Source organism: Kibdelosporangium phytohabitans, assembly GCF_001302585.1.
Taxonomy (GTDB): domain Bacteria; phylum Actinomycetota; class Actinomycetes; order Mycobacteriales; family Pseudonocardiaceae; genus Kibdelosporangium; species Kibdelosporangium phytohabitans.
This window is the reverse complement of record NZ_CP012752.1, coordinates 6,068,772-6,090,489: the sequence shown is the minus strand read 5'-3', so window position 1 is coordinate 6,090,489 and position 21,718 is coordinate 6,068,772. Positions and strand designations below refer to the sequence as shown.

Sequence of the window (21,718 nt, the reverse complement as noted above, 5' to 3'; positions counted from 1 at the left end):
AGTCCCTTTCAGCCGTACACGATCCGCCGCAGCTGACGCTCGGACAACTCCGGGGCCGCGACCCGCCGCTCGGCCAGCTCCGCCGCGATCACCGGCCAGATGCCGGCGTTGCCGTAGTGCCGCCGCCGCAGCTCCGCGTGCCTGCGGCGGACGAACTGCTCCGCGGTCTCGCCGAAGTACGCGACCACGTCCGCGATCAGCCGCGCCGCCGTCTCCGGAGCCAGCCCGGTCGTGGCGACCACGTGCCGCACCAGCTCCGTCTGCGTCATGGCGTCCGAGCCTGGCACCACCCACCCCCGAACTCAACTTCTGTGCCCGAAATCGGGCACAGTTGCGAGGTTGCTCACGACCGAGTGAACTTCCCGGCCCCGGCTGGATGTCGATCGATCGGGTGCGGACCATCGAAGGGCATGGACAGGCAGACCGATACCGGCGCCAGCAACCTGCTCTACCGCCACCCCGAGCTCTACGAAGTGGCCTACGACGGCGCCGGCCACGCCGTGGCACGCCTCGCCGAGACCATCCTGCACGACCAGCTCGGTCACCAGCCCGCCAGCCTGCTCGACCTCGGCTGCGGCACCGGCCGCGACCTGGAGTACCTCGCCACCCTCATCCCCGACGTCGTCGGCGTCGACCACCAGCGGGCCATGCTCGACTACGCCCGCCACCGCCGCCCCCGCATCGACTTCCGGCTCGGCGACATGCGCACCCTCCGGCTCGAGCGCACCTTCGAGGCCATCACCACCTTCGGCTACGCACTGGCCGACATCCACGCCAACCGCGACATCGACCGCGTCATGGCCACCTGCGCCGCGCACAGCCGGCCCGGCACCGTGCTCATCGTCGAAGTCATCGACCCGCTGCGCACCGGCGAGCTGCCCCGCACCCTCACCATCGACATCCCCGACCTGCGCGCCGACGCCATCACCGAATACCGCCACCACCACGCCCAGCAGCTGCTCGAACAACACCGCACCTGGCGCCGCGCCCAAGGCCTCGTGCACGACCTGGCCCACCTGCGGCTGCTGCACCCCAAAGAACTCGAGTACTACCTGGACAACCACGGCTTCGACGTCCTCTGCGCCTACCAGCTGCCCGAGAAACACACCGCCGCCAGCGCGTTCGTCGCCGCCCGCCACCGCGGCGACGGATGATCTCACCCGGACGTGCAACCCGCCGCGTCCCCGCGAGCGTGACTACTGCAGTAACGACAGCACACGACATGAACACCCCGGGGGATCGATGACCGATCGGGACACCGCGTTCGCGGACTACTTCGCGGCGCGGTCGGATGCCATGCGCCGTACGGCATACCTGCTGTGCGGGGACTGGCACCGCGCCGAGGACCTGGTTCAGGTGGCGTTCACCAAGCTGTACCTCGCGTGGAAACGGATCGCCAAGCGCGAGGCGATGGACGCCTACGCACGCCAGACACTCGTGCGGACATTCCTGTCCGAACGACGCCTCGGCTGGTTCCGCAAGGAAAGCGTCGCGAGCGAACACGCCGACGTCCCGATCACCGGGTACGGGCCCGAGGACCGGATGGTCCTGCAGGAAGCGCTCAAGCAGGTACCACCCGGTCAGCGCGCGGTCCTCGTGCTGCGCTACTGGGAGGACATGTCGGTCGACGAGACCGCGCACGTCCTCAACTGCTCCACAGGGACGGTGAAAAGCCAGGCCGCGCGGGGGCTGCAGACGCTGCGCGGCCTGCTCACCGACCAGATGACCCCGACCGTTGATCGAAAGAGGACAGCTGGATGAACGAGCAGGAACTGCGCGACGGCCTGAGGGAGATGATGGCGGTCAGCAGCCAGCCGCCCACCATGAACCCCACCGCCGCCCTCGACACCGCCAAACGCGCCCACAAACGCCGCCGCGCCACCTGGGCCGGTGCCGGCGCGGGCGCCGCCGTGGTCGCCCTCACCGCCGGAACCGTCTTCGCGCTCACCCCGAGCGGCGCATCGCTGCCGATCGACGCCGCGGCCGCCAGCACCGGCCTCGGCCCGGACGGCACCAAGACCTCCTTCCCCGACGGCCAGACCGACCGCACCGCCGGCAAAGGCGCCCACGCCGACCGCGCCAACGCGCTGCTGGCCACCCTCAAAGCCGCCGTACCCGCGACCCTGATCGTCTCCGACAACCTCACCTACCCCGACGGCGAAGGCCGCAAGGTCACCAGCGCCCAGGCCCAGTTCGCCAACAACTACGGCCCCGGCAACGCCCAGCAGGCCTGGGAATACATGGCCACCGTCGCGGTCACCCCGAAGTCCATGCAGCACGGCGGACACGGGCGGGTGATCGTCGAGGTGCACACCCCCGGCGGCGAGGGCTACACCAACCCGGACGTGTGTGCGCTGGCCCCGACGTTCTGGGGCGTCAGCGGCACCTGCTCGACCCGCGACATACAGGGCAAGACCGTCGGCGTGATCAGCAAAACCCAGGACCCCCGCATCGACAACGTCGCGGCCTACCGCTACCAGGACGGCACCGTCGTGTTCGTCGCCCAGTCCAAGGCGCCCAACAACGACGCGTCCGGCAAGGGCGGCCTGAACGAGGGCCCGATGAGCGTCGACCAGCTCGCCCAGACGACCCTCAACCCCGCCTTCAAGGTCCAGTAACCCTCAAGCTCCAGTAGAGGATCAGACCCGCGCGGTGACGACGTCATCTCGGGCACACCCGAGGTGACCGAGGCAGGCGTCCACCGTCGCCGGGTTCTCCGTCACCACACCGAGGTAGCCGTCCGGCCGGACCAGCACCCACGTGCCCGGCCGGACGTCATAGGCCCCCGCCGGTCCGGCGAACTCCAGCAGGGTCCAGTGCGGGCCGCGGAACACGTCGAACAACGTCTTGCCCTCCCACGGGCCGTCCGGCGCCCGGTCCCCGGCCCGCAACACCCCCGGCGCAGGCCGGTCGTCCACCGCCAGCGGCCCGCCCCGGTAGGACAAACCCAGCTGCCGCTCCTCGCGGCCCCGCGTCATCGTGCGCTGCTCGAACAGCCGCGTGCTCAGCCCCAGCACGTGCGCCGCGACCGGCAGCCGCTCCTGCTCGTAGGTCGCCAGCAACGACCCCGGCGCCCCGCCCATCACCGCCGCCAGCTTCCAGCCGAGGTTGTAGGCGTCCTGCACGCCCGTGTTGAGGCCCTGCCCACCGGTCGGCGGGTGCACGTGCGCGGCGTCCCCGGCCAGCAGCACCCGGCCCACCTGGAACCGCGTCGCCATCCGGGTGTTCGGCCGCCACTCGGTCAACCAGGTCAGGCCGTCCAGCCGGAAATCCGTCCGCCCGGTCCGCTCCGCGACATACCCCGCCAGATCCGCCAGGGTCGCCAGCTCGCGTTCCGGATCGGCGATGGTCAGCTGGAACGAGTCCGTCCCACCCAGCGGGCACAGCCCGATCATCGGCTCCCGCCACAAGTGCCAGTGCTCCCGGTCCAGGCCCGTCACCCGCACGTCGGCGACCAGCACCCGGAAATCCTCCTGGGTCACGCCCTCGAACGGCACACCCAGCAGCCGCCGCGCCGCTCCCTTGCCGCCGTCCGCGCCCACCACGTACGCCAACCGTGCCCGCTCTGCCCGCCCGTCGCGGCTCAGCGTCGCGATCACCCCGTCCTCGTCCTGCTCCAGCGCGACCAATTCCGTGCCCAGCTCGACCTGCCCGCCGAACCCTGCCAGCCGTTCACGCAGCAACGCCGCCGTGCGCCACTGCGGGATCATCCACCCGTTGGGGTACGGCACGTCCGGTGTCGGGTCGGTCGGCTCGCTCATCACGCCCTCCCACACGACCTCACTGCCCTGGTAGGCGCGCATCGGGGGATACGCCGAGCCGTGCGCGAACACCGCGTCGAGCAGGCCGAGGTCGTCGAACACCTCCAGGGTGCGCGGCTGCATCCCCCGGCCACGCGACCCCGTCGCGAACACCGGTTCCTTGTCCACGATCCGGCACGCCACCCCGCGCCGGGCCAGGTCCACCGCCAGCGTCAGCCCGGTCGGGCCCGCCCCGGCGATCAGTACGTCCGCCACCGCCACCACTCCTTAACGACATTCAATTTAACGTCATTAAGTACAGCTTAATGCTGTTAAGGTGTCAACCCGTGGCCCTTGACCGCTCCGCGATCGTCCGCACCGGCCTGCGCGTGCTCGACCAGGTCGGCCTGGAGGCGCTCACCCTGCGCAAGATCGCCTCCGAACTCGGCGTCCAGCCGCCCGCGCTGTACTGGCACTTCAAGAGCAAGCAGGACCTCATCGACGAGATGGCCAGCACCCTGCTGGCCGACCACGCCCAGCCCATCCCCGAGGACACCGCCTGGGAGCAGTTCGCGCTCACCTTCGGCGAAGGTATGCGGCAGATGCTGCTGCGCTACCGCGACGGCGCGAAGATGTTCGCCGGCACCCACCTCACCGACACCAGCGTCTACCGCCACCAGGACGCCGCCCTGCGCCTGCTCACCGGCGCCGGGTTCAGCCTCGAGGACGCCGGGCAGGTCTTCTGGACCGTGTACACCTACACGATCGGCTACGTCATCGAGGAACAAGCCGTCTACCCACGCCCCGGCGAACGCGACGAGCGCTACGACATCGACCACCGCACCGAACGCATGGCCCACGAGAACGTCCCACTGGCCGCCGCCGCGGGCCCCGCGCTGTTCACCGACTTCGACCGCCGCTACACCCGCGGCCTGCAAGCGATCATCACCGGTGTCGCCACCTGGCGCACCTGACGTATTGCCCGCGCACCCCGCCGCACTGCCATCTGGTCACCCACGCCGCCGCTCTCGCAGCCCGGCCGCCACGCACCTGCCCACGCCCACCACGACCCGGCCGAACGTGGACGCCCGGGCACGCCCTTGCCGCGCCCGCCGCGCACCGAGATCCACCGCCTGCTGCGGCACCTGCCCGCCGGTGCCCACGACGACGACATCCCTCACCTGCTAGAACCCCCTCGGCGACAACACCGGCTCGCTCCCATGGCTGACTCAGGCGAACACCGGCACCAGCGCCACCGCGAACAACCCGTAGAACGCCGCCGCCACCGACAACCGGCGCACACTCAACCGCCCGGACCGCAACGTGATCAGCAGGTACACCACCGCCAGCAATGTCACCCCGCCCGCGATCAGCAACGGCGCGTCCAGCCGCCACGGCGTGAACAACAGACCGAACCCGCTGGGGACCGTCGCCTGGATCATCATCGACCCCGACACGTTCGCCAGCGCCAGCTTCGTCTTGCCCTGGCGCACCCAGATCACCGCGTTCATGATCTCCGGCAACTCCGTCGCGATCGGCGCCAGCAGCAACGCCGTCAACGTCGCCGACAGGCCCAGCATCGGGCCGACCGTGTCCAGTTGCACCACGAACAGCTTCGACGCCGCGAAGATCACCGCCAGCGCGCCCAGCGTCTGCGCCACCACCGCCCACGTCGCCGGAGCCGCGCGCCGCCGTTGCAGCTTCAACGGCGCCAGCTCATCCTCGGCGCCGTCCTCGTCCTTCTGACGCATCTCCCGCACGCAGTACACGGCGTACACCGCGAAGAACAGCAACCCCAGCCACGGCTTGATCGCGAACGCCACCAGCCCCAGCGCCACCTTGACCACGAACACCGCGACGAACCAGGTCTGGTCCTTGGCGAGCTTGCCCACGTCGCCCCAGTCCTGCGTGACACCGGCCTGGCGGGAACGGCGGCCGGCCAGCAGGCTCCAGCCGATCACCCCGTAGGCGACCGTGGCCAGCGCCAACGGTCCGCCCATCGCCGCGCCCACACCGATGTCACGCTGCTCGGGCGTGTCACCGAACGCCACAGCCACGAACGTCACGACACTCTCGGGCAGCGCGGTCCCGATCGCCGCCAGTACCGTGCCGACCGCGACCGTGCCGACCTTCATCCGGCGACCGAGCCACTCGACCGCGTTGACGAACCACTCGCAGGACAGGTAGATGGCGACCGCGCAGGCGATCAGCAACACGAAATGAATCACGGGATCCTCCCGCACCGCGGGACGAACTCCCCGGAGCGCACCGGCGACCTCGACCCCCGGCGCGCATCACAAGTCATGCGTCCGTCATGGGTCGAAGGTCTCGCCCGCCTTCCTGCACGAGAAGGCCGCCCGGCCGGGCCCGTGAGAGCCAGTGTGTCGACCAAGGCGTTGGGGGCTACTCCCCTTCGTTCGAGATCAACCCTGCCGCACCCGGCGCTGATTGTCAATCAATTGCGCAAGCGTCAGACTGTGGCGCGGGCCTCGTTCCGCAAGAATCACCCATGACATGAGCGAACCGACACCGACCGACGAGCCCACCCGGCCGCAGCTGCAGTCCGCCGCGGCCACGTTCGCGCTGCTGTCGGCCCCCACCCGGCTGCACGTCGTCTGGCTGCTGGCACGCCACGAGTACGACGTCGGCACACTGGCCGAACGCATCGGGACGACCGTCGCCGCGGTCAGTCAGCACCTGGCCAAACTCCGCCTCGCCGGTCTCGTCGCCGCCCGCCGCGAAGGCCGCCGCCAGATCTACGCCGTGGAAGACCCGCACGTGCTGACCCTGGTCGAGCAGATCTTCGAACACATCGCCCCGGACGGCAGCCTCGCACCCGACCCGCCGATGCCCCGCCACCCCACGCGACCCACACCATGACCGAACGCTGGCGACCCGCAAGAAACACCAAGACGTCCTAAAAGGATAGTGAAACCAACGGCAAGCGCCCGAACGCGAACCAACCCCGAGCGGCCGGCGCGCAAGCGCAGAAAAGGGCCTCGGGGGACTCCTGCCCAGAGGTCGGCCCCTGGCGAGGGAAAAGCCTCCGGCACGACAACGGCGGCTTCAGCCTCGGCCCGTGGGCGGCGTCCTGAGCTCACCGGTCAGGTCGCGGCGGGCCAGCGGGCTGGAGTACACCACGTTCGTGGTCACCGGCCCCAGCCCGCTGATCCGGCCGGTCGTGGCCTCCAGGTGCCGCATCGACCGGGCCAGCACCTTCAGCACGAAACAGTCGTCGCCGGTCACGTGATGCGCCTCGATGATCTCCGGGGTGACGGCCAGCAGGTCGTGGAACGGCTTGTAGTTGCCCGTCGGGTACCGCAACCGCACCAGCGCCAGGATCACGAACCCCAGCCGGTCGGCGTCGACGACCGCCGTGTAGCCGCGGATGATCCCGGCCTGCTCGAGCCGGCGCACCCGCTCGGTCACCGCCGAGGGCGACATCGACACCGCCCTGGCCAGCTCGGCGTAACTGGCCCGGCCGTCACGCTGGAGCTCCTCCAGGATCCGCCAATCCGTGGCGTCCAAGGTTTCCACGGCCCCTGAGGATAACGCCCGTGGAAACCCCGGCCGGACACGGACAACGCCGTTGATCACCACTTCAGCGGCGGGCGGCTGCGGCATAGCGTTCCGATCATGAACAACGTGGATTTCTTCACCGCCCGCCTGCGGTTCCAGACCGACGTCTCCGACGTGCACGCCGCACTGGGCAGCGCCGGCCCCGGCTTCGTGCTGGTCGACTCGCGCGGGGACGCGGGCTGGCGGCACGGCCGCATCCCCGGCGCGGTCCACCTGCCCCACGCCGAGATCGCCGAGCGGGCGGCGGCGAGCATCGACCCGGCCACGCCGGTGGTCACCTACTGCTGGGGGCCGGGCTGCAACGGCGCCACCCGCGCGGCACTCCAGTTCGCCACACTCGGCTACCAGGTCAAGGAGATGCTCGGCGGCATCGAGTACTGGATCCGCGAGGGCTTCCCGGTCCAGACCGACACCGGCACGACGCGGCAGGCGGCCGACCCGCTCACCGCCCCGCCGCACGCCATCACGTGTGACTGCTGACCGCGCGGCGCGCGGTGCGGTCGACGCCGTCCACCAGCGTCGGCCACACCGCGCGCGGCAGGTCGTGGCCCATGCCCGGCACCAGGATCAGCTCGGCACCGGGGATCGCCCGCGCGGTCGCCGTCCCGCCCGAGACGTGCACCAGCGGATCGGCCTTGCCGTGGATCACCAGCGCCGGGACCCGCAGCCCGCGCAGCCGCGGTGCCCGGTCCGCCGCCGAGGTGATCGCCACCAGCTGCCGCAGCGTCCCGGCCCGGTTGATGCCCCGGTCGTATGTACGGCGTGCACGCACGCGCATCCGTTCCTCGTCGAAGTCGAACCCCGGCGAACCGATCAGCTTGAACGTCGCCAGCACCGCCTCCTCATAGGCCTGCCGGCCGCGCGGCGCCCTGCCCAGCAGCGACGGCAGCACCCTCGGGTGCGGCCAGCCCACCCGTCTGCCGCCGGTCGTGGACATCACCGACACCAGCGACGTGACCCGCGCCGGGTGCCGGATCGCCAGCGTCTGCGCGATCATCCCGCCCAGCGACACCCCGGTGACGTGCGCCGCGTCGATGCCCAGGTGATCCAGCAGCCCGGCGGCGTCGTCGGCCATGTCGGCGAGCGTGTACGGCGGCGGCTGCCCGACCCGCGCGCCCGTCCACGACCCCAGCAGCGACCCGACCAGCGAGGCCTGGCCGGTCATCGACTGCGACCGGCCGCAGTCGCGGTTGTCGAACCGGATCACGCGGAACCCGCGGTCGGCCAGCAACTCGCACAGCTCGTCGTCCCACCAGATCATCGGCCCGCCGAGACCCATCACCAACAGCAACGGCCGCCCGCCGGGGTCGCCGATGGTCTCGTAGCAGATCCGCACCCCGTTGATGTCCGCGCTCGTCTCCGCCATTGCCTGATTCTGCGGCACCGCGAGCCGATCACACCCGGTATGGTCACCCTCGATGATCACGCGTGCGCGCCAAGCCCCGCTGTTCACCGGCCTCACCGGCCGGAAGGTCCGGCTGCGTGAGGTCGGCGCCGCCGACCGGCGCACCCTGATCGGGTTCGACCGCGATCCCGGCGGGCACCCGCGTGCTGCCCACTACCGGCACTGGGCCGCCCACCGCACCGAGGACTCCCACGACGACCTCCAGTTCGCGATCGAGACCGTGCGCGGCGGGGTGCTGGTCGGCTCGATGAGCGTCCAGGCCGACCCGGCGGGCGCCCGGTTCGGGTACGGCATCGGGATCGGGCCACGCCACCGGCGCTGCGGCTACGCCGCGGACGCCATCACCGTCCTGCTGGCGTTCATGTTCCGCGAGCGCGCGTACCTCGCGTGCGACGTCGGCATCCACGGCAGCAACTTCGCCTCGCTGACCCTGCACGCCGGCCTCGGGTTCCGCGAGCGTGACCGCGTGCTCGACCCGGACCTGTCGCGTGGCAGCTTCACGTTCATGGTGGAGATGAGCGTCACCGCCGACACCTTCACCGAGCCGCCGCTGCCCGGCCGTCCCGGGCGCGGCCGGCACTGGCGGCCCACCCGCGGCCGGCACTGGTCCAACACGCCGCTATTTTAGTTTCGTCTTATATAAGTGTAGGGTACTGGTTATGAAGATTGTCGTGACCAGTGTGTTCGTCGACGACCAGGCCAAGGCGCTGGCCTTCTACACCGGCGTGCTCGGCTTCGAGAAGAAGACCGACGAGCCGGCGGGCGCCGCCCGCTGGCTCACCGTCACCTCACCCGGCGAGCCCGACGGCGTCGAGCTGCTGCTGGAGCCCAACGGCACGGACATCGCCAAGGACTACCAGACCCGCCTGCGCGAAGCCGGGATCCCGGCGACCATGTTCGGCACCGACGACGTCCAGGCCGAATACGACCGGCTGACCGGGCTGGGCGTGCGGTTCACCCAGCCGCCGACCAGCATGGGACCGGTCACCAACGCGGTGTTCGAGGACACCTGCGGCAACCTGATCATGATCAGCCAGTCGCACTGAGCAGCCACGGCCGCAGGATGGGCAGCACCGCCGACGGCTGCATGGCCGTGGTGTGGTCCAGGCCGTCCAGCACATGGACCGCCCATCCCGCGGCCGTCAACTCGTCGCGGTTGTCCGTGAACGGCCGGGCGATGTCCACCGTCACCCCGCCCCACCGCTCGTCGTAGCCGATCACGTCCTTCGACCCGGCGAAACACAGCCGCGGGCACGTCACCCGTGACTGCGCGGCCCGGTCGTCGAAATCCCGCAACGCCAGATACAGGCTCATGAACTGCCGCGTCTGCGGCTCGGTCATGGTCATCTCCGCGCTCGACCAGTCGAACTCGCCCTCCGGTGCCCCGTGCGACGGCGGCGCGCTCGGGGCACCGGTCGCCATCGCGTGCGTGGCGGTGGTGACCGCGAGCATCTCCGGGTACGGGCCGTCCAGCGGCGGATAGCCGCCCATGGCCAGCGCGGTGAGCCGCTCGGTGCGGATCGCCAGCTGCAGCCCGGTCAGCGCCAGCCACGAGTAGCCGTAGTAGGCGAACCGGTCGGCGCCCGCCGCGTCCGCCACGGCCAGGATGTCGGCCACCACGTTGTCCGGCGTCAGCGTGTCCGGCTTCGGGTGGGCCAACACGTGTCCCTCATAGTCGAAGGCCACCACACGGAACCGGTCGCTCAGGCCGTCGATGAGCGACCGGCCCAAGGCCGGGTCCGTACCCCACTTGCGCAGTTCTTCCGCACGGTCACCGCTGGCGGGCGCCGGGTCGACCGCCAGCAGCAGCACTGGCCCGTTGCCGTCCACTTCCACGTCGATGCGCTGACCGTCGTGCAGCGTCGCCTGAACCACAGCTACCCTCCCATAACTCTTTACCGTGTAAAGCGATAACAGGCACTTTACACGGTAAAGAGTTAATCGGTGCGAGGTGCTACCGGCCGAACCTGTCCAGCAGCAGCTTCGCGGCCACCGTCGCCCCGTCCGCACGGACCAGGTCGGCCGTGACCCGCGCATGGGCCCGCACCTCCGGCCGCAGGACCGTGTCGAACGCTGCGGACATCGACTCGACGGTCGGCGTCCGCCCGTGATGGACCACCCCGATGCCCAACGCCGCCACCCGGCTCGCCCAGTACGGCTGATCCGCGATCTGCGGCGCGATCACCTGCGGCGCACCCGCCCGTGCCGCCGCCGTCGTGGTACCCGCGCCGCCGTGATGCACCACAGCGGCCACCCGGCGGAACAACGCCTGCTGGTTGACCTCACCGACCACCACACAGTCCCCGGCGTCGTCGGCCGCCACCAGCCCGGCCCAGCCGCGGGCCAGGACGAGCCGGCGGCCGTGCGCGCGGGCCGCCTCGATCGCCACCCGCGCGGCATCGGCCGGCGCGTGCGCGGCCATGCTGCCGTACCCCACGTACACCGGCGGCTCACCGGCGTCCAGGAACGCCTCCAGGTCCCGCGGCAGCGGCCGGTCGTCAGGCAGGATCCACGCACCGGTCTGCACGAGATCCAAATCCGTCATGCCCTGCGACGGGCACAGCGTCGGATCCGCCGCCAGCCACGGCCGGCCGGTGTAGACGTGGTCGCGCACGTTGTCCACCGGCGGCAGGCCGAGCGCGGCCCGATGGCTGTTGAGCGGCTCGCCGTACAAGGCGTTCACCCGCTGCGCGTCCTGCTCCCACAGCACCCGCTTGTCCGTCTCGTCCTGCGGCGACGGCGTGCCCGGCCGCGCCCCGGGCGAGAAGTACCGCGACGGCAAGCCGAAGATCTGGCAGCAGCCGTACACGTAACCGATACCCAGTGCCTCGGCCACATCCCGCGCACCAACCGGCATCAGACCCGTCGCCAGCAGCACGTCACAGCCCTCGGCCGCCGCGGTGAGCGTTTCGAACCGCGCGGCGACCAGCTCGGGCGCGAGCCGCAGCGCGTCCTGCGCCGTCGGCGGCTTCGGGTTGGCCACCACCGAACGCACACTCGGGCCCATGGGCACCAGCGGCACACCCGCCCGCGCCAGCAACGTCACGAAGTCGTCGTCCGGTGGCGCGCACACCCGCACCTGCGCACCGAGATCCCGCAACCCCACCGCGAGTCCCGCCAGCGGTTCGACATCCCCGCGCGTACCCCACGTCGTCAACACAACACGCACTTTGCGAATCCCCATTTCCCCACGTCACGGCGGTTGGCCGACGAATTCTGCGGCACCACCCGGGTCTTGCCGCAAGCCCCCCGGTCGGCTATACGTTGAAGTGGGGAGAGGGAACGGGCGTCTTATCCTTCCCGATCGGGCTCCGCCCCCGCGATTCCCCGCCGACCCGCCCGGGCACGGCCACGAATACTGGGCGCGCCCCTGCGCAACGCGCCCAGTACTTTCGTGACGGCGGAGCCGGGCAAGCTCCGGCGTGTGGCCACGCCCGTTGACGCAGCCCATGACGCAGAATGCGCCCCGCTCGCGGCCGTCGGCCGCCCATGCCGAACAACCGAACGCTTTCCCGTCACCGGTTAGGCTCCTCGGTTGTGACGTGTGCGGCGTTCGCGGAGGCGGCGTGGCCCATCCCGCCGCCGACGGCCAGTCGCCCTCGGACCTCGCACACGACCGGCTCGACACACACTCACTGTCCGGGCTGCGCCTGGTCCTGCACACCCACCCCTGACCTCACAACCGGCTGAGCAGCATCGCCGTGCCCAGGCTGGTCATCGTCACCGCGATGACGACGTCGAGCACCCGCCACGCCCCCGGCCGGGCGAACACCCCCGACAGCCGCCGCGCCCCGAACCCCAGCGCGCTGAACCACACCACGCTCGCCAGGCACGCGCCGACACCGAACATCCACCGCCCGTCGCCCTGCGCGACGGCGATCGCGCCGACCAGCAGCACCGTGTCCAGGTACACGTGCGGGTTGAGCCACGTGAACGCCAGGCACGCCAGCACCGCCTTGCGTGCCGGCGTCCGCTCGTGGCCCACGGTCATCACCGACGGCCGCATCGCGCGCCGCGCCGCCAGCAGGCCGTAACCGAGCAGGAACACCCCACCGCCGACCGTGATCGCGGTGATCGCCGCGGGCCACCGGCCCAGCACCGCGCCCAACCCGCTGACTCCCAGCGCGATCAGCACCAGATCGGACACCGCGCAGATCGCCACCAGCGGAGCCACCGCGCCACCACGCAACCCTTGCTGCAACAGGAAAGCGTTCTGCGAACCGATGGCGACGACGAGCGACAGGCCGGTCCCGAACCCGGCGAGCACGACAGCAAGCACCCCCGCACGGTAAGCACCGGCCGGCACATCACTCCAGCTAAAGATTCTTACGTAACATTAGCGCTCGTGATGTCGGATTTGCCGCTCGACCAGGTCAGGACCCTGCTCGCCGTCGTGGACGAGCGAAGCTTCGACGCGGCCGCGGCCGTGCTGCACGTGACGCCGTCCGCGGTCAGCCAGCGGGTGAAAGCACTCGAACAACGCGTCGGGCGCGTCCTGCTGCTGCGCACCAAACCCGTGCGGCTCACCGAATCCGGCAAGGTCATCGTCCGGTTCGCCCGCACAGTGGCCCACCTGGAACAGGACACGCGCAGCGAACTCGGCCTCGGCGAGCACGGCACGCGCACCCTGGCGATCGCGGTGAACTCCGACTCGCTGGCCACCTGGTTGCTGCCCGCACTGGCCCGCGTGCCCGAACACCTCGGCATCTGCTTCGACCTGCAACGCGAAGACCAGGACCACACCGCGGCCCTGCTGCGCGAAGGCCTGGTGACCGCCGCCGTGACCGCGGCCCCGCATCCGGTGCAGGGCTGCACGTCACGGCGCCTGGGCCGGATGCGCTACCGCGCGATGGCCACCCCGCAGTTCGTCACGCGCTGGCTGGCCGACGGGCCGCTCACCCACCAGCTGCCCACCGCGCCGATGATCGTGTTCGACCGCAACGACGACCTGCAGGACCGGTTCCTGCGCGCACTCACCCGGCGCCGCGCCTTCACCCCCGTGCGCCACCACATCCCGGCATCCCAATCCTTTGTGGACGCCGTGGTCGCCGGCCTCGGCTGGGGCATGGTGCCCGAAGCGCAGGCCGCGCCACTCGGCGGCGCACTGGTCGACCTCGCCCCGGACCGGCCACTGGACGTCCCCCTGCACTGGCAGCAGTGGAAACTGGACTCACCCGCCCTCGCCGCCGTGGCCGGCGCCGTCGTGCAGGGCGCGAAACAGGCACTGCGCTGAGAGGCGTCGGACCGGGGCTCAGCGAACCGGCCGACGGCCGCCGCGGCGGCTGAGCGCCACGCCGCCGAGCGCGATCAGACCGCCGACCAGCGCCAGCACGTGAATGGTCTCGTCGAGCAGCGCCCAGCCGATCCCGATCGACAGGAACGGCACCAGGAACAGCGTGTTGGTCACGGTCGCGACCGGCAGCCTGGCCTGCGCGTACGCCCACGTGGCGTAGCCGATCGCGCTGGGCCCGACACCGAGGAACAGCAACGCCGCCAGGGAATCACCGTCCGCCGCGGGCAGCTCGGTGATCAGGTCGGGCAACACGGGCAGCATCACCAGCGTGCCGACCCAGGTGGCGTAGCACGTCACCTCGAACCCGCTGTAATGCGACAGCAACGGCTTCTGCACCACGAAGTACAGCGACTGCGCCAACGCCGCCGCCAGCACCAGCAACGCGTCCACGCTCGGCCGCAGGGTCGCGCCCTGCGCGAACGTGATCGTGACCGCGCCGGCGAACCCGAGCGCGATCCCGACCCAGCCCCACCCGGTGATCCGCTCCTTGAGCAACACGAACGCCAGCAACGCCGCGAACACCGGCCCGGAGTTGACCACCATGCTCGCCGTCCCGGCGGACACCGTGCGTTCACCGGCGTTGAGCAGGACCTGATACCCGGCCATCCCCGCCAGCCCACACCCGACGATCCGCACCACGTGCGAACGCGACGGCATCCGCACACCCAGGAACGGTGCGGCGACCGCCATCACCACGGACGCGATCAACAGCCGCCCCAGCGACAACCCGCCACTGCTGAAACCCGCCACCGCCACCCGGATCGCGACGAACGCGCACGCCCACAGCACCAGCGTGACAGCCACCGCGATGGTGGCGCGCCGCCCGAACCGGGTGTCCGGAAGCAATTCCGCCGTCGACTCGATAGCGCTATCCTGTGCTTTCACATTCCAGAGTAGCACCGAGGCGCCAACCGGCTTCTCGGTCGTCACGGGTCGCTCGGCCCGGTACAGCGACCACCACACCGTGCTCGGTGTCGGAAAGTGCTACTGAACCCCGACGCGAGACCACCTGCGGGCTCACCGCCTGGATGGTCCGCGTGGCCGTCGGCTATCGAGTGGATCGCGGGGTCAGCACGACGATCGGGATGGGCCGGGTCGTGCGCTGCCGATACGTCGAGTAGCGGCCCCGGTTGTTGCCGTTACACCGTGCGAACAACGCCGCGTAACGGGAATCGTCGGGCCACACCGCCTCCGCCTGGACCGGCAGCCGGTTGCGTGCGACCTGGATCTCGCAGTCGGGCTGGGCGGTGAGGTTGTGCAGCCAGGCCGGGGCTTTGGGGCCGCCGCCGTTGGACGCCACCACCAGATAGGTGTCGCCGTCACGGGCGTAGACGAGCGCGCTGGTACGCGGCTGACCGGTCCGGCGGCCGACCGTGCGCAGCAGCAAGGTCGGTATGCCGAGGAGCTTGTGCCCCAGCCGCCCGTCGGTGCGCGCGTAGATCTGGTGGTGGGCGCGCATGATCGCGTCCTGGATACCGGCCATGGACCAAATCTAGCCACCGGCCTGCTCCACCGCCGGGCCACCCGGGACACCGGCTACCAGCGGACGGCGGTGAAGTCGATCGGCTGGGGACTCAAGGTCGCCACGCGCGCTGCCAGCCGCCGCCACCGCTGATCCATCTCCGCCGCGGCCAGGTGCATGCGGTCGCCGTGGCCGGGCAGCAGCCACTCGAAGGCCAACCGGCCGGCCGACGCGGCCAGCGACTCGGCGAGGACCTCGACGGAATACCAGGTGACGGTCTCGGCGACGTCGAGATCGCCGAGCTCACGCGACCAGAACACGCTGTCGCCCGAGAAGCAGTACCGATCATCCACAATGTACAGAACGCTGCCCTCGGTGTGCCCGGCGAGCGGGTGCGCGAGCACACCGTCGGCCACCGCGACCGGGTCGGCGCCACGGATCACCTGGTCGGCGTCGGGTGACGCGTCGAGATCGCCCTCGTGGATCCACAGCCGGGCGCCGAACCGGTCGGCGTAACTCCTGCCGTGCGCGGCGTGGTCGCGGTGGGTCAGCAAGACGTCGGTCACCGCGCCGAGCTGCTCGTAGCGGTCCGCGAGCGGCTCACTCCAGCGCGGGGTGTCGACCATCAGGTTGCCGCCGGGCCGGACCACGAGGTAGGAATTGGCGCCCGCGGTCTGGGTCGAGTTGTGCCCGCACAGGAACACCTGGCCCTCGATGCGCAGCGGGAACGGGTCGAGCTCCGGCTCCAGTCGCGCGGCGGCGCGGCGGATCGACCGGGTGTGGCAGGCGTACGCTGCCGCGTGCAGCATCTGGACTTCCGCCGCGTTGCGGGGCTGGCGCAGTACCTCCGACCTGCCGTTGACCTCGCCGATCAGCCCTGGCGCGAGTTGCCGTGCGACGTCGCAGTTCGTGCACCGGTCGTTGACGTACCAATCGGTGCCGGCAGACGTGGTGGGATGCATTCGGTGAGCTCCTTTCGGGACCATTTCCAGGAATACACCAACCGCGCGCCGATGTTCAGTCTTGTTTTGTTCCACGGAAGGCTATCCGGTCCGAAGGATTTGACATATACCGCTGGATCTGTTCTCACGAAACATCATTTGTATGTCCAAACAGGACAGTGGTATCGGAGTCGTGCCGGTCCAGGAGTCCGTGCGCGCCGTGCTCGAGCCGCCGGGCTTCCGCGACCGACCGGGGGATCATGGTCTTCTCGTACGTGCGGACGGCGTCGGCGACGGTGGCGGAAGTGGCCAGCGCGAGGGCGAGGTCGCAGGCGTCGAGCATCGCCAGGTTCGCACCGACGCCCAGCGGCGGCATGAGATGGGCGGCGTCGCCGAGCAACGTCACCGTCGCCGAGTGCTCCCAGGCGTGCGGGACCGGCAGGACGAACAACGGGCGGTCGACGTACGGGCCGTCGTTGTCGCTCACCATCCGGCGCATGACAGGCGACCACTCGGCGAAGACGTCGAGCAACCGGGCGCGGATCCCGGCGGTGTCACCCACGCTCAGGCCGTTCGCGGCGATCCAGTCGGCCGGCAGTTGCTGGATGATGTACACCCGGATGTGGTCGCCGCTGTTGCGCTGGGCGAACACGGCCCGATCGCCGTCGGCCGCGGTGGCGCTCCCCTGCCCCACGAGTGCCGAGAGCTCGGCGTGCTTGTTGTCCACGTCCTGGAACCACGCCTCCAGGAAGGTGATCCCTGAGTACTGCGGCACGGCCGGTGACACCGCCGGGCGGACGCGGGAAAAGGCGCCGTCCGCGCCGATGACGAGGTCGGTCTCGACGGTGGTGCCGTCGGTGAAGAGCAGTTGGCGGCCCTCGACTTTCTCGAGGGTGCGGCCCCACTGCACGGTTGTGGGCTCCAGTGAGCGCAGGAGCAGGTCACGCAGCTGACCCCGGTCGATCTCCGGCCTGAACAGGTCGTCCGCGGCGGGCATGTGGTGTTCCACGATGTGCCCGGCGAGGTCGAGTTGGCGCATCTCCTGGCCTTCCGGGCGAGCCAGCCGGAAGAACTCGTCGATCAGGCCTGCCTCACGCAGGGCCAGCTGCCCGTCGTCGGCGTGCAGGTCGAGCGTGCCGCCTTGGTTTCGTGCCCCAGGATGGGGATCGCGGTCGTAGACCGTCACGGGGATGCCGTGCTTCTGCAGGATGCGGGCGCAGGTGAGCCCGCCGGGGCCCGCGCCGACGACGCTGATCCTGGCGGTGGCCGGGGTGGGTGAGTTCATGGCGTGGTCCTCTCGTCCGGGGTGTCCTCCCGTCCAGATAATCAGACTGAGTTCAAAAGTGCAATCAGTTCACTTATGGTCGGTGACCATTTTTGGGTATGGTGTGCGGATGGACAAGGCATCCGAGGGCGGGCGGCGGGAACGCAAGAAGGCGGCCACCCGTCAGGCGATCGGTGGCGCCGCGCTGGAGCTGTTCCTCGAGCGCGGCTACGACCAGGTGAGCATCAAGGAGATCGCCGACGCGGCCGACGTGGCGACCACGACGCTGTTCAAGCACTTCCCCTGCAAGGAGGCACTCGTCTTCGACGAGGACCACAACCGGGAAGCACGGCTGGTCGCCGCCGTGCGCGACCGCCCCGCCGGGCAGGGCATCGTCGAGGCACTGCACGAGCACGTCCTGGAATCCTGGCTGCCGATCGCGGCCGACCCGCGCCACGCCGAGTTCGCCCGCCTGCTCGACTCCACCCAGGCGCTGCGCGACTACGCCGAACGCATGTGGACCCGGCACACAGCCGCCCTCAGCGCGGCCATCGCCGACGACATCGGCGTGGACCACGACAACATCACCTGCCGTGCCCTGGCCCGGTTCATCCTGGAGATCCCGACCCTCACCCGGGGTCAGGACGATCCCCGCGCCGCCGTCGAGGAGATGTTCCACATCCTCACCCGCGGCTGGCAGCCACCCGGCGCGGACGACCAGTAGCCCGCTGTGGCCGCCGTGACGCAGGTGGGCGGCCACAGCAGGGCGTGGGGGCTACGACTCCCCGCTGATCCTGGCCGAGCCGATCGAGGCCGCGGCGATGGCCCGCGCGGCCGTCTGGGTCGACGAGTTGGTGTTCAGGCTGGTCAGCGACGCCTGGTTGAGCGCGTGCACCACGAACTCGTAGGTGTTCACCGTCGACGGTGAACACGGCCCCTGGTAGCCGTAGAGACTGGCGCTTCCCCGGTAGTACACCTGCCTGGAACCCGCGGGGACCGCGGGCCGGTAGACGTGCTCGACGTTCTGGGGCAGCGAGGCCGAGGTCACCGGGATGTCGTAGATGACCCAATGGATGAGGTTGTTGTTGTCGAGATCCCGCATGACGATCGCGTAGCTCTTGGCCCCGGCCGGGGCACCCGACCACGCCAGCGGCGGCGACTCGTTCTTCTTGGCGGGGTCGCTGCCCCCGCCGCTGGTGCACTCGTGCACCTTGGGGATCACACCGCCGTTGGCGAAAGCGGTGCTGGACAGCGCGAACGCGTTCCGGCCTGCCGTGGCGGCGGGCGGGAAACCGGCGATCCAGACGACGAGCAGGGCAAAGAGCACAGTTCTTGTGCTTCTCACGTGACACTCCCGAGGATGCGTTGGCCCGTCCGTTGGGGTGCAGGTGTGTCGGGACCAGCGTAGGCCAGCACGATGCCCACCGCGAGGCAGAACACGAACGCGGCGGCGAAACCCCAGACCGGCAACAAGGTCCTGCCGTCCGGGTGGCTGCTCAACGCCAGCCACATCGACACCGCGCCCGCGACGGCGATCCGGGAAACCTGCCAGCCGACGGCCGCGCCGAACGCCAACGGCCACGTGAAATACCACGGGAACACCACCGGCGCCAGCAACACGGTCGCCAGCAGCGCCAGGGCCGCACCCCGTAACGCCACCGCGCCACCGGCCCGCGAACGCCACCACAACCAGACGACGAGCCCCGCGAGTACTCCCGACCCCACCACCCGGAATCCCGTGATCAGCCGGGCGTGGTCGACGTCGACCACAGCGCTCGTGATCTTGCCGAGCGCGGTCGGCACGGACAGCCACGGTTCCAGGCCCGTATTGCCGTCCAGCGCGCCGATCCACCCGAGATCGACCCCGGCGAGGACGGTGCACACCCCGAACACCGCGACCACAATGGACACGGCAGCAGTTGCCACGCCGACGAACCCGCCCACGGTCACACGGCGTCCCGGCACCCGGTTCGCCGCCCACACCCACACCAGGAACGGCAACGCCACCACCGCCGCGACCTTCACCGCAACCGCTGCCGTCAGCACCGCGAAACCGCGCACCGGGGCGTGATCGAGCACCAGCACCGCACCGGTGACCATCAGGCCGATCATCAGCAGGTCGTTGTGCGCGCCGCCCACCAGATACAGCAGGACAAGCGGGTTGGCCACCCCGATCCACAACGCGAACCGCGGCCGTGCCCCGAGATGACGACACAGCCGGGGCAGCGCGAGACACAGCAGCCACAGCCCGCTGACCACCACCAACCTGGCCAGCACCGACGCCGCGACCAGATCGGTCCCCGTCACGGACACCACGCTCCTCATCAGCCCGATGAACAGCGGACCGTAGGGAGACGGCACGAACAGCCACTGACCGGCGGCGTTGTCGCTGATCGGACCGGGCACCTCGGCCGGGACAGTCCGATAGGGATTGAACCCGGCATCCGCCACCGCACCCTGGGCGAGATACGTGTACAAGTCGGTGCTGAACAGCGGCGGCGCGAACAACAGCGGTGCCGACCAGACCGCTGTCGCACGTGCCATGCCACGAGCGTCCATCCGCGCGGCGCGGATCCACGCCCAGACCAGCACGCCGATCCCGAGATAGAGCACCGCGGTGGCCACCATCCGGCCGTGTCCGTAACCCCATGCCGCGAACGGCGTGCCGGACAACGGATCGCGCAGCAGTGTCGCGCCCGCGCCGAACGCGCCGAGAGCGATCAGCACGGACCCGGCCAGCCCCAGCCGGATCACAGGCCCGCACCCACCGCTCACAAACCGCGCACGTCGAACCGGAAACATGCCGAAGGTCTACTGTGAACAGCCTGTTCTGCCGTTAAGCACGGCATTTATCCGGTTTTTATCCGACAGGCGATAGGCAGTGGGACACCCCGCGAGAGCTGCTGGAGACGAACATGCGACAAACACGCCGATCCGGTCGCCTGTCACGGTCACGTGCGTCGTTGCGTGGCCGCGTGGAACTGGTGGTGCTCGGCGCGTTGCTGGGCGGGGCGGTGGTCGCGGTCACGTCGATCTGGGGCATCCCGGTCGTGCTGGGCACGTTCGTCAACCGCTCGATGTGCCCCGGGGGCGCCCGCTGCCGTGACGCGTGGTCCGCAGTCGGGTGGCTCGCCATGGTGGTCGCACTGTCGCTGCTGATCGTGCTGGGGCGGCGAGCGGTGGCGCAGTGGGTGTCCCGGCCGCTGACCGACATGGTCGCCACGATCGAGCACATGGGACCGCAGAACCTCGGCCAGCGCATCCAGCAGGAGGACCTGGGCGGCGACCTGCGCGTCATGGCGGACGCGGTGAACCGGATGCTGGACCGCGTCGCCGTCGGCTTCGAGGGACAACGCCGGTTCGCCTCGGCGGCCTCACACGAGCTGCGCACCCCGCTCGCTGTGCAGCGCACCTTGGCCGAGGTCGCCATGGTGACCAGCGACGGGAAGGACTCGGAGGTCAACCGGCTCGGCGCCCAGCTGCTGATGGTCAACGAGCGCAACGAGCGCCTGATCGAGGGGCTGCTCGTCCTGGCCGAAGCCGACCGTGGCCTGCCCGGCACGGTACCGGTGCGGCTGGACGAGCTGACCGCGTCCGTGCTGACCGACTACGCCGACCAACTCGCCGAGCGCGGCCTGACCGTGCGCCAGGAACTGGCCGTACGGACTGTGCCAGGAGATCCGGTGCTGCTGGAACGCATGATCAGCAATCTCGTGCACAACGCGATGAAGTACAACAACCCCGGCGGCTGGGTCGAGGTGGTGGTCGCCGACGAACCCGCCCTGTCGGTGCACAACACCGGTCAACGGATACCGGGCCAGGTCGTGACGTCACTGTTCGAACCGTTCCGCCGACTGGCCGCGGAGCGCATGAACCACCGCGACGGCGCGGGCCTGGGACTGTCCATCGTCCAGTCCATCGCCGTGGCCCACAGCGGCAGCGTCTCGGCGGCACCCGGCAGCGACGGCGGCCTGCGCGTCGAGGTCACACTGCCGCTCAGCGCACAAGATCGTTGCGGCGGTGCCTGACGGATA

At 70.2% G+C, this 21,718-nt stretch carries 26 protein-coding genes; 11 read left to right on the top strand and 15 right to left on the bottom strand.

The window, feature by feature from the left end; all coding sequences use genetic code 11:
* Positions 1-8: 8 nt before the first annotated feature.
* Positions 9-269, bottom strand: a complete 261-nt coding sequence (locus AOZ06_RS27545; protein WP_054292056.1) for a hypothetical protein — start codon at positions 267-269, stop codon at positions 9-11.
* 141 nt (positions 270-410) lie between these two features.
* On the opposite strand from AOZ06_RS27545, the gene AOZ06_RS27540 reads away from it, so the two are divergent.
* The 3 genes from AOZ06_RS27540 to AOZ06_RS27530 all read left to right on the top strand — a co-directional run bounded on the left by AOZ06_RS27540 (position 411) and on the right by AOZ06_RS27530 (position 2,618).
* Positions 411-1,154 (top strand): class I SAM-dependent methyltransferase, encoded by a 744-nt coding sequence (locus AOZ06_RS27540; protein ID WP_054292055.1) that lies wholly within the window; start codon positions 411-413, stop codon positions 1,152-1,154.
* Between the two features lie 88 nt (positions 1,155-1,242).
* Complete coding sequence (locus AOZ06_RS27535; RefSeq protein WP_054292054.1) at positions 1,243-1,761, top strand: SigE family RNA polymerase sigma factor; 519 nt, start codon at positions 1,243-1,245, stop codon at positions 1,759-1,761.
* Complete coding sequence (locus tag AOZ06_RS27530) at positions 1,758-2,618, top strand: hypothetical protein (RefSeq protein ID WP_054292053.1); 861 nt, start codon at positions 1,758-1,760, stop codon at positions 2,616-2,618. Before AOZ06_RS27535 ends, AOZ06_RS27530 begins: the two co-directional genes overlap by 4 nt.
* Before the next feature lie 21 nt (positions 2,619-2,639).
* On the opposite strand, the gene AOZ06_RS27525 is transcribed toward AOZ06_RS27530, so the two are convergent.
* The gene (locus AOZ06_RS27525; protein ID WP_218921784.1) at positions 2,640-4,016 is read right to left on the bottom strand and encodes an FAD-dependent monooxygenase; all 1,377 of its coding nucleotides are present in this window, start codon (positions 4,014-4,016) and stop codon (positions 2,640-2,642) included.
* 71 nt (positions 4,017-4,087) lie between these two features.
* On the opposite strand from AOZ06_RS27525, the gene AOZ06_RS27520 reads away from it, so the two are divergent.
* The gene (locus AOZ06_RS27520) at positions 4,088-4,714 is read left to right on the top strand and encodes a TetR/AcrR family transcriptional regulator C-terminal domain-containing protein (protein ID WP_236951755.1); all 627 of its coding nucleotides are present in this window, start codon (positions 4,088-4,090) and stop codon (positions 4,712-4,714) included.
* 36 nt (positions 4,715-4,750) lie between these two features.
* Here AOZ06_RS27520 and AOZ06_RS56835 read toward each other — a convergent pair whose 3' ends face one another.
* Positions 4,751-4,921, bottom strand: a complete 171-nt coding sequence (locus AOZ06_RS56835; protein WP_157233278.1) for a hypothetical protein — start codon at positions 4,919-4,921, stop codon at positions 4,751-4,753.
* A 48-nt stretch (positions 4,922-4,969) separates the two neighbouring features.
* The gene (locus AOZ06_RS27515; protein ID WP_054296958.1) at positions 4,970-5,968 is read right to left on the bottom strand and encodes a sodium:calcium antiporter; all 999 of its coding nucleotides are present in this window, start codon (positions 5,966-5,968) and stop codon (positions 4,970-4,972) included.
* Positions 5,969-6,254: 286 nt separating this feature from the next.
* On the opposite strand from AOZ06_RS27515, the gene AOZ06_RS27510 reads away from it, so the two are divergent.
* Complete coding sequence (locus AOZ06_RS27510) at positions 6,255-6,620, top strand: ArsR/SmtB family transcription factor (RefSeq protein WP_054292050.1); 366 nt, start codon at positions 6,255-6,257, stop codon at positions 6,618-6,620.
* A gap of 186 nt (positions 6,621-6,806) precedes the next feature.
* Here AOZ06_RS27510 and AOZ06_RS27505 read toward each other — a convergent pair whose 3' ends face one another.
* Positions 6,807-7,277 carry an Lrp/AsnC family transcriptional regulator gene (locus tag AOZ06_RS27505; RefSeq protein ID WP_054292049.1) on the bottom strand — a complete coding sequence of 157 codons (471 nt, stop codon included), beginning with the start codon at positions 7,275-7,277 and terminating at the stop codon, positions 6,807-6,809.
* A 99-nt stretch (positions 7,278-7,376) separates the two neighbouring features.
* On the opposite strand from AOZ06_RS27505, the gene AOZ06_RS27500 reads away from it, so the two are divergent.
* A complete protein-coding gene (locus AOZ06_RS27500) occupies positions 7,377-7,799 on the top strand; it encodes a rhodanese-like domain-containing protein (protein WP_054292048.1) in 423 nt (140 codons plus the stop codon).
* On the opposite strand, the gene AOZ06_RS27495 is transcribed toward AOZ06_RS27500, so the two are convergent.
* The gene (locus AOZ06_RS27495; RefSeq protein ID WP_054292047.1) at positions 7,783-8,685 is read right to left on the bottom strand and encodes an alpha/beta fold hydrolase; all 903 of its coding nucleotides are present in this window, start codon (positions 8,683-8,685) and stop codon (positions 7,783-7,785) included. The two genes, AOZ06_RS27500 and AOZ06_RS27495, sit on opposite strands and share 17 nt — an antisense overlap.
* A gap of 52 nt (positions 8,686-8,737) precedes the next feature.
* Here AOZ06_RS27495 and AOZ06_RS27490 point away from each other — a divergent pair, with 52 nt between their 5' ends.
* Both AOZ06_RS27490 and AOZ06_RS27485 read left to right on the top strand, forming a co-directional pair.
* Positions 8,738-9,352: a GNAT family N-acetyltransferase gene (locus AOZ06_RS27490; protein WP_054292046.1), complete on the top strand. Its 615-nt coding sequence runs from the start codon at positions 8,738-8,740 to the stop codon at positions 9,350-9,352.
* A 31-nt stretch (positions 9,353-9,383) separates the two neighbouring features.
* A complete protein-coding gene (locus tag AOZ06_RS27485; protein ID WP_054292045.1) occupies positions 9,384-9,770 on the top strand; it encodes a VOC family protein in 387 nt (128 codons plus the stop codon).
* Here AOZ06_RS27485 and AOZ06_RS27480 read toward each other — a convergent pair.
* The 3 genes from AOZ06_RS27480 to AOZ06_RS27470 all read right to left on the bottom strand — a co-directional run bounded on the left by AOZ06_RS27480 (position 9,754) and on the right by AOZ06_RS27470 (position 13,003).
* Entirely contained in the window at positions 9,754-10,599 is an 846-nt protein-coding gene (locus AOZ06_RS27480; protein ID WP_054292044.1) for an alpha/beta fold hydrolase, read from the bottom strand. The genes AOZ06_RS27485 and AOZ06_RS27480 overlap by 17 nt on opposite strands.
* Positions 10,600-10,678: 79 nt before the next feature.
* Positions 10,679-11,893: a glycosyltransferase gene (locus tag AOZ06_RS27475; protein WP_054296957.1), complete on the bottom strand. Its 1,215-nt coding sequence runs from the start codon at positions 11,891-11,893 to the stop codon at positions 10,679-10,681.
* Positions 11,894-12,400: 507 nt separating this feature from the next.
* Positions 12,401-13,003 (bottom strand): LysE/ArgO family amino acid transporter, encoded by a 603-nt coding sequence (locus AOZ06_RS27470; RefSeq protein WP_054292043.1) that lies wholly within the window; start codon positions 13,001-13,003, stop codon positions 12,401-12,403.
* 69 nt (positions 13,004-13,072) lie between these two features.
* Here AOZ06_RS27470 and AOZ06_RS27465 point away from each other — a divergent pair, with 69 nt between their 5' ends.
* Positions 13,073-13,957 (top strand): LysR family transcriptional regulator ArgP, encoded by an 885-nt coding sequence (locus AOZ06_RS27465; protein ID WP_054292042.1) that lies wholly within the window; start codon positions 13,073-13,075, stop codon positions 13,955-13,957.
* An 18-nt stretch (positions 13,958-13,975) separates the two neighbouring features.
* On the opposite strand, the gene AOZ06_RS27460 is transcribed toward AOZ06_RS27465, so the two are convergent.
* From AOZ06_RS27460 to AOZ06_RS27445, 4 genes are all read right to left on the bottom strand, one after another.
* Positions 13,976-14,902 (bottom strand): DMT family transporter, encoded by a 927-nt coding sequence (locus AOZ06_RS27460; protein WP_169798986.1) that lies wholly within the window; start codon positions 14,900-14,902, stop codon positions 13,976-13,978.
* Between the two features lie 163 nt (positions 14,903-15,065).
* Positions 15,066-15,500, bottom strand: coding sequence for a nitroreductase family deazaflavin-dependent oxidoreductase (locus AOZ06_RS27455; RefSeq protein WP_054292040.1), 435 nt, complete (start codon positions 15,498-15,500; stop codon positions 15,066-15,068).
* 53 nt (positions 15,501-15,553) lie between these two features.
* Complete coding sequence (locus AOZ06_RS27450; protein WP_054292039.1) at positions 15,554-16,441, bottom strand: MBL fold metallo-hydrolase; 888 nt, start codon at positions 16,439-16,441, stop codon at positions 15,554-15,556.
* Positions 16,442-16,565: 124 nt separating this feature from the next.
* A complete protein-coding gene (locus tag AOZ06_RS27445) occupies positions 16,566-17,705 on the bottom strand; it encodes an FAD-dependent oxidoreductase (RefSeq protein WP_054292038.1) in 1,140 nt (379 codons plus the stop codon).
* Between the two features lie 109 nt (positions 17,706-17,814).
* On the opposite strand from AOZ06_RS27445, the gene AOZ06_RS27440 reads away from it, so the two are divergent.
* Entirely contained in the window at positions 17,815-18,408 is a 594-nt protein-coding gene (locus AOZ06_RS27440) for a TetR/AcrR family transcriptional regulator (RefSeq protein WP_054292037.1), read from the top strand.
* A gap of 51 nt (positions 18,409-18,459) precedes the next feature.
* Here AOZ06_RS27440 and AOZ06_RS27435 read toward each other — a convergent pair whose 3' ends face one another.
* The gene (locus AOZ06_RS27435; RefSeq protein WP_083471967.1) at positions 18,460-19,029 is read right to left on the bottom strand and encodes a YbhB/YbcL family Raf kinase inhibitor-like protein; all 570 of its coding nucleotides are present in this window, start codon (positions 19,027-19,029) and stop codon (positions 18,460-18,462) included.
* Positions 19,026-20,438, bottom strand: coding sequence for a polyprenol phosphomannose-dependent alpha 1,6 mannosyltransferase MptB (mptB, locus tag AOZ06_RS27430; protein WP_054292035.1), 1,413 nt, complete (start codon positions 20,436-20,438; stop codon positions 19,026-19,028). The genes AOZ06_RS27435 and mptB overlap by 4 nt, the downstream gene beginning before the upstream one ends.
* 161 nt (positions 20,439-20,599) lie before the next feature.
* On the opposite strand from mptB, the gene AOZ06_RS27425 reads away from it, so the two are divergent.
* Positions 20,600-21,712: a sensor histidine kinase gene (locus tag AOZ06_RS27425; protein WP_063810122.1), complete on the top strand. Its 1,113-nt coding sequence runs from the start codon at positions 20,600-20,602 to the stop codon at positions 21,710-21,712.
* Positions 21,713-21,718: the final 6 nt, after the last annotated feature.

Bases quoted from the DNA above. Each gene is read 5' to 3' on its own strand.
- AOZ06_RS27490 (WP_054292046.1), top strand. From the start codon at position 8,738: ATGATCACGCGTGCGCGCCAAGCCCCGCTGTTCACCGGCCTCACCGGC.
- AOZ06_RS27510 (WP_054292050.1), top strand. From the start codon at position 6,255: ATGAGCGAACCGACACCGACCGACGAGCCCACCCGGCCGCAGCTGCAG.
- AOZ06_RS27445 (WP_054292038.1), bottom strand. From the start codon at position 17,705: ATGAACTCACCCACCCCGGCCACCGCCAGGATCAGCGTCGTCGGCGCG.
- AOZ06_RS27425 (WP_063810122.1), top strand. From the start codon at position 20,600: ATGCGACAAACACGCCGATCCGGTCGCCTGTCACGGTCACGTGCGTCG.
- AOZ06_RS27500 (WP_054292048.1), top strand. From the start codon at position 7,377: ATGAACAACGTGGATTTCTTCACCGCCCGCCTGCGGTTCCAGACCGAC.
- AOZ06_RS27450 (WP_054292039.1), bottom strand. From the start codon at position 16,441: ATGCATCCCACCACGTCTGCCGGCACCGATTGGTACGTCAACGACCGG.
- AOZ06_RS27440 (WP_054292037.1), top strand. From the start codon at position 17,815: ATGGACAAGGCATCCGAGGGCGGGCGGCGGGAACGCAAGAAGGCGGCC.
- AOZ06_RS27540 (WP_054292055.1), top strand. From the start codon at position 411: ATGGACAGGCAGACCGATACCGGCGCCAGCAACCTGCTCTACCGCCAC.
- AOZ06_RS27485 (WP_054292045.1), top strand. From the start codon at position 9,384: ATGAAGATTGTCGTGACCAGTGTGTTCGTCGACGACCAGGCCAAGGCG.
- AOZ06_RS27545 (WP_054292056.1), bottom strand. From the start codon at position 269: ATGACGCAGACGGAGCTGGTGCGGCACGTGGTCGCCACGACCGGGCTG.
- AOZ06_RS27535 (WP_054292054.1), top strand. From the start codon at position 1,243: ATGACCGATCGGGACACCGCGTTCGCGGACTACTTCGCGGCGCGGTCG.
- AOZ06_RS27530 (WP_054292053.1), top strand. From the start codon at position 1,758: ATGAACGAGCAGGAACTGCGCGACGGCCTGAGGGAGATGATGGCGGTC.
- AOZ06_RS27495 (WP_054292047.1), bottom strand. From the start codon at position 8,685: ATGGCGGAGACGAGCGCGGACATCAACGGGGTGCGGATCTGCTACGAG.
- AOZ06_RS27465 (WP_054292042.1), top strand. From the start codon at position 13,073: ATGTCGGATTTGCCGCTCGACCAGGTCAGGACCCTGCTCGCCGTCGTG.
- AOZ06_RS27455 (WP_054292040.1), bottom strand. From the start codon at position 15,500: ATGGCCGGTATCCAGGACGCGATCATGCGCGCCCACCACCAGATCTAC.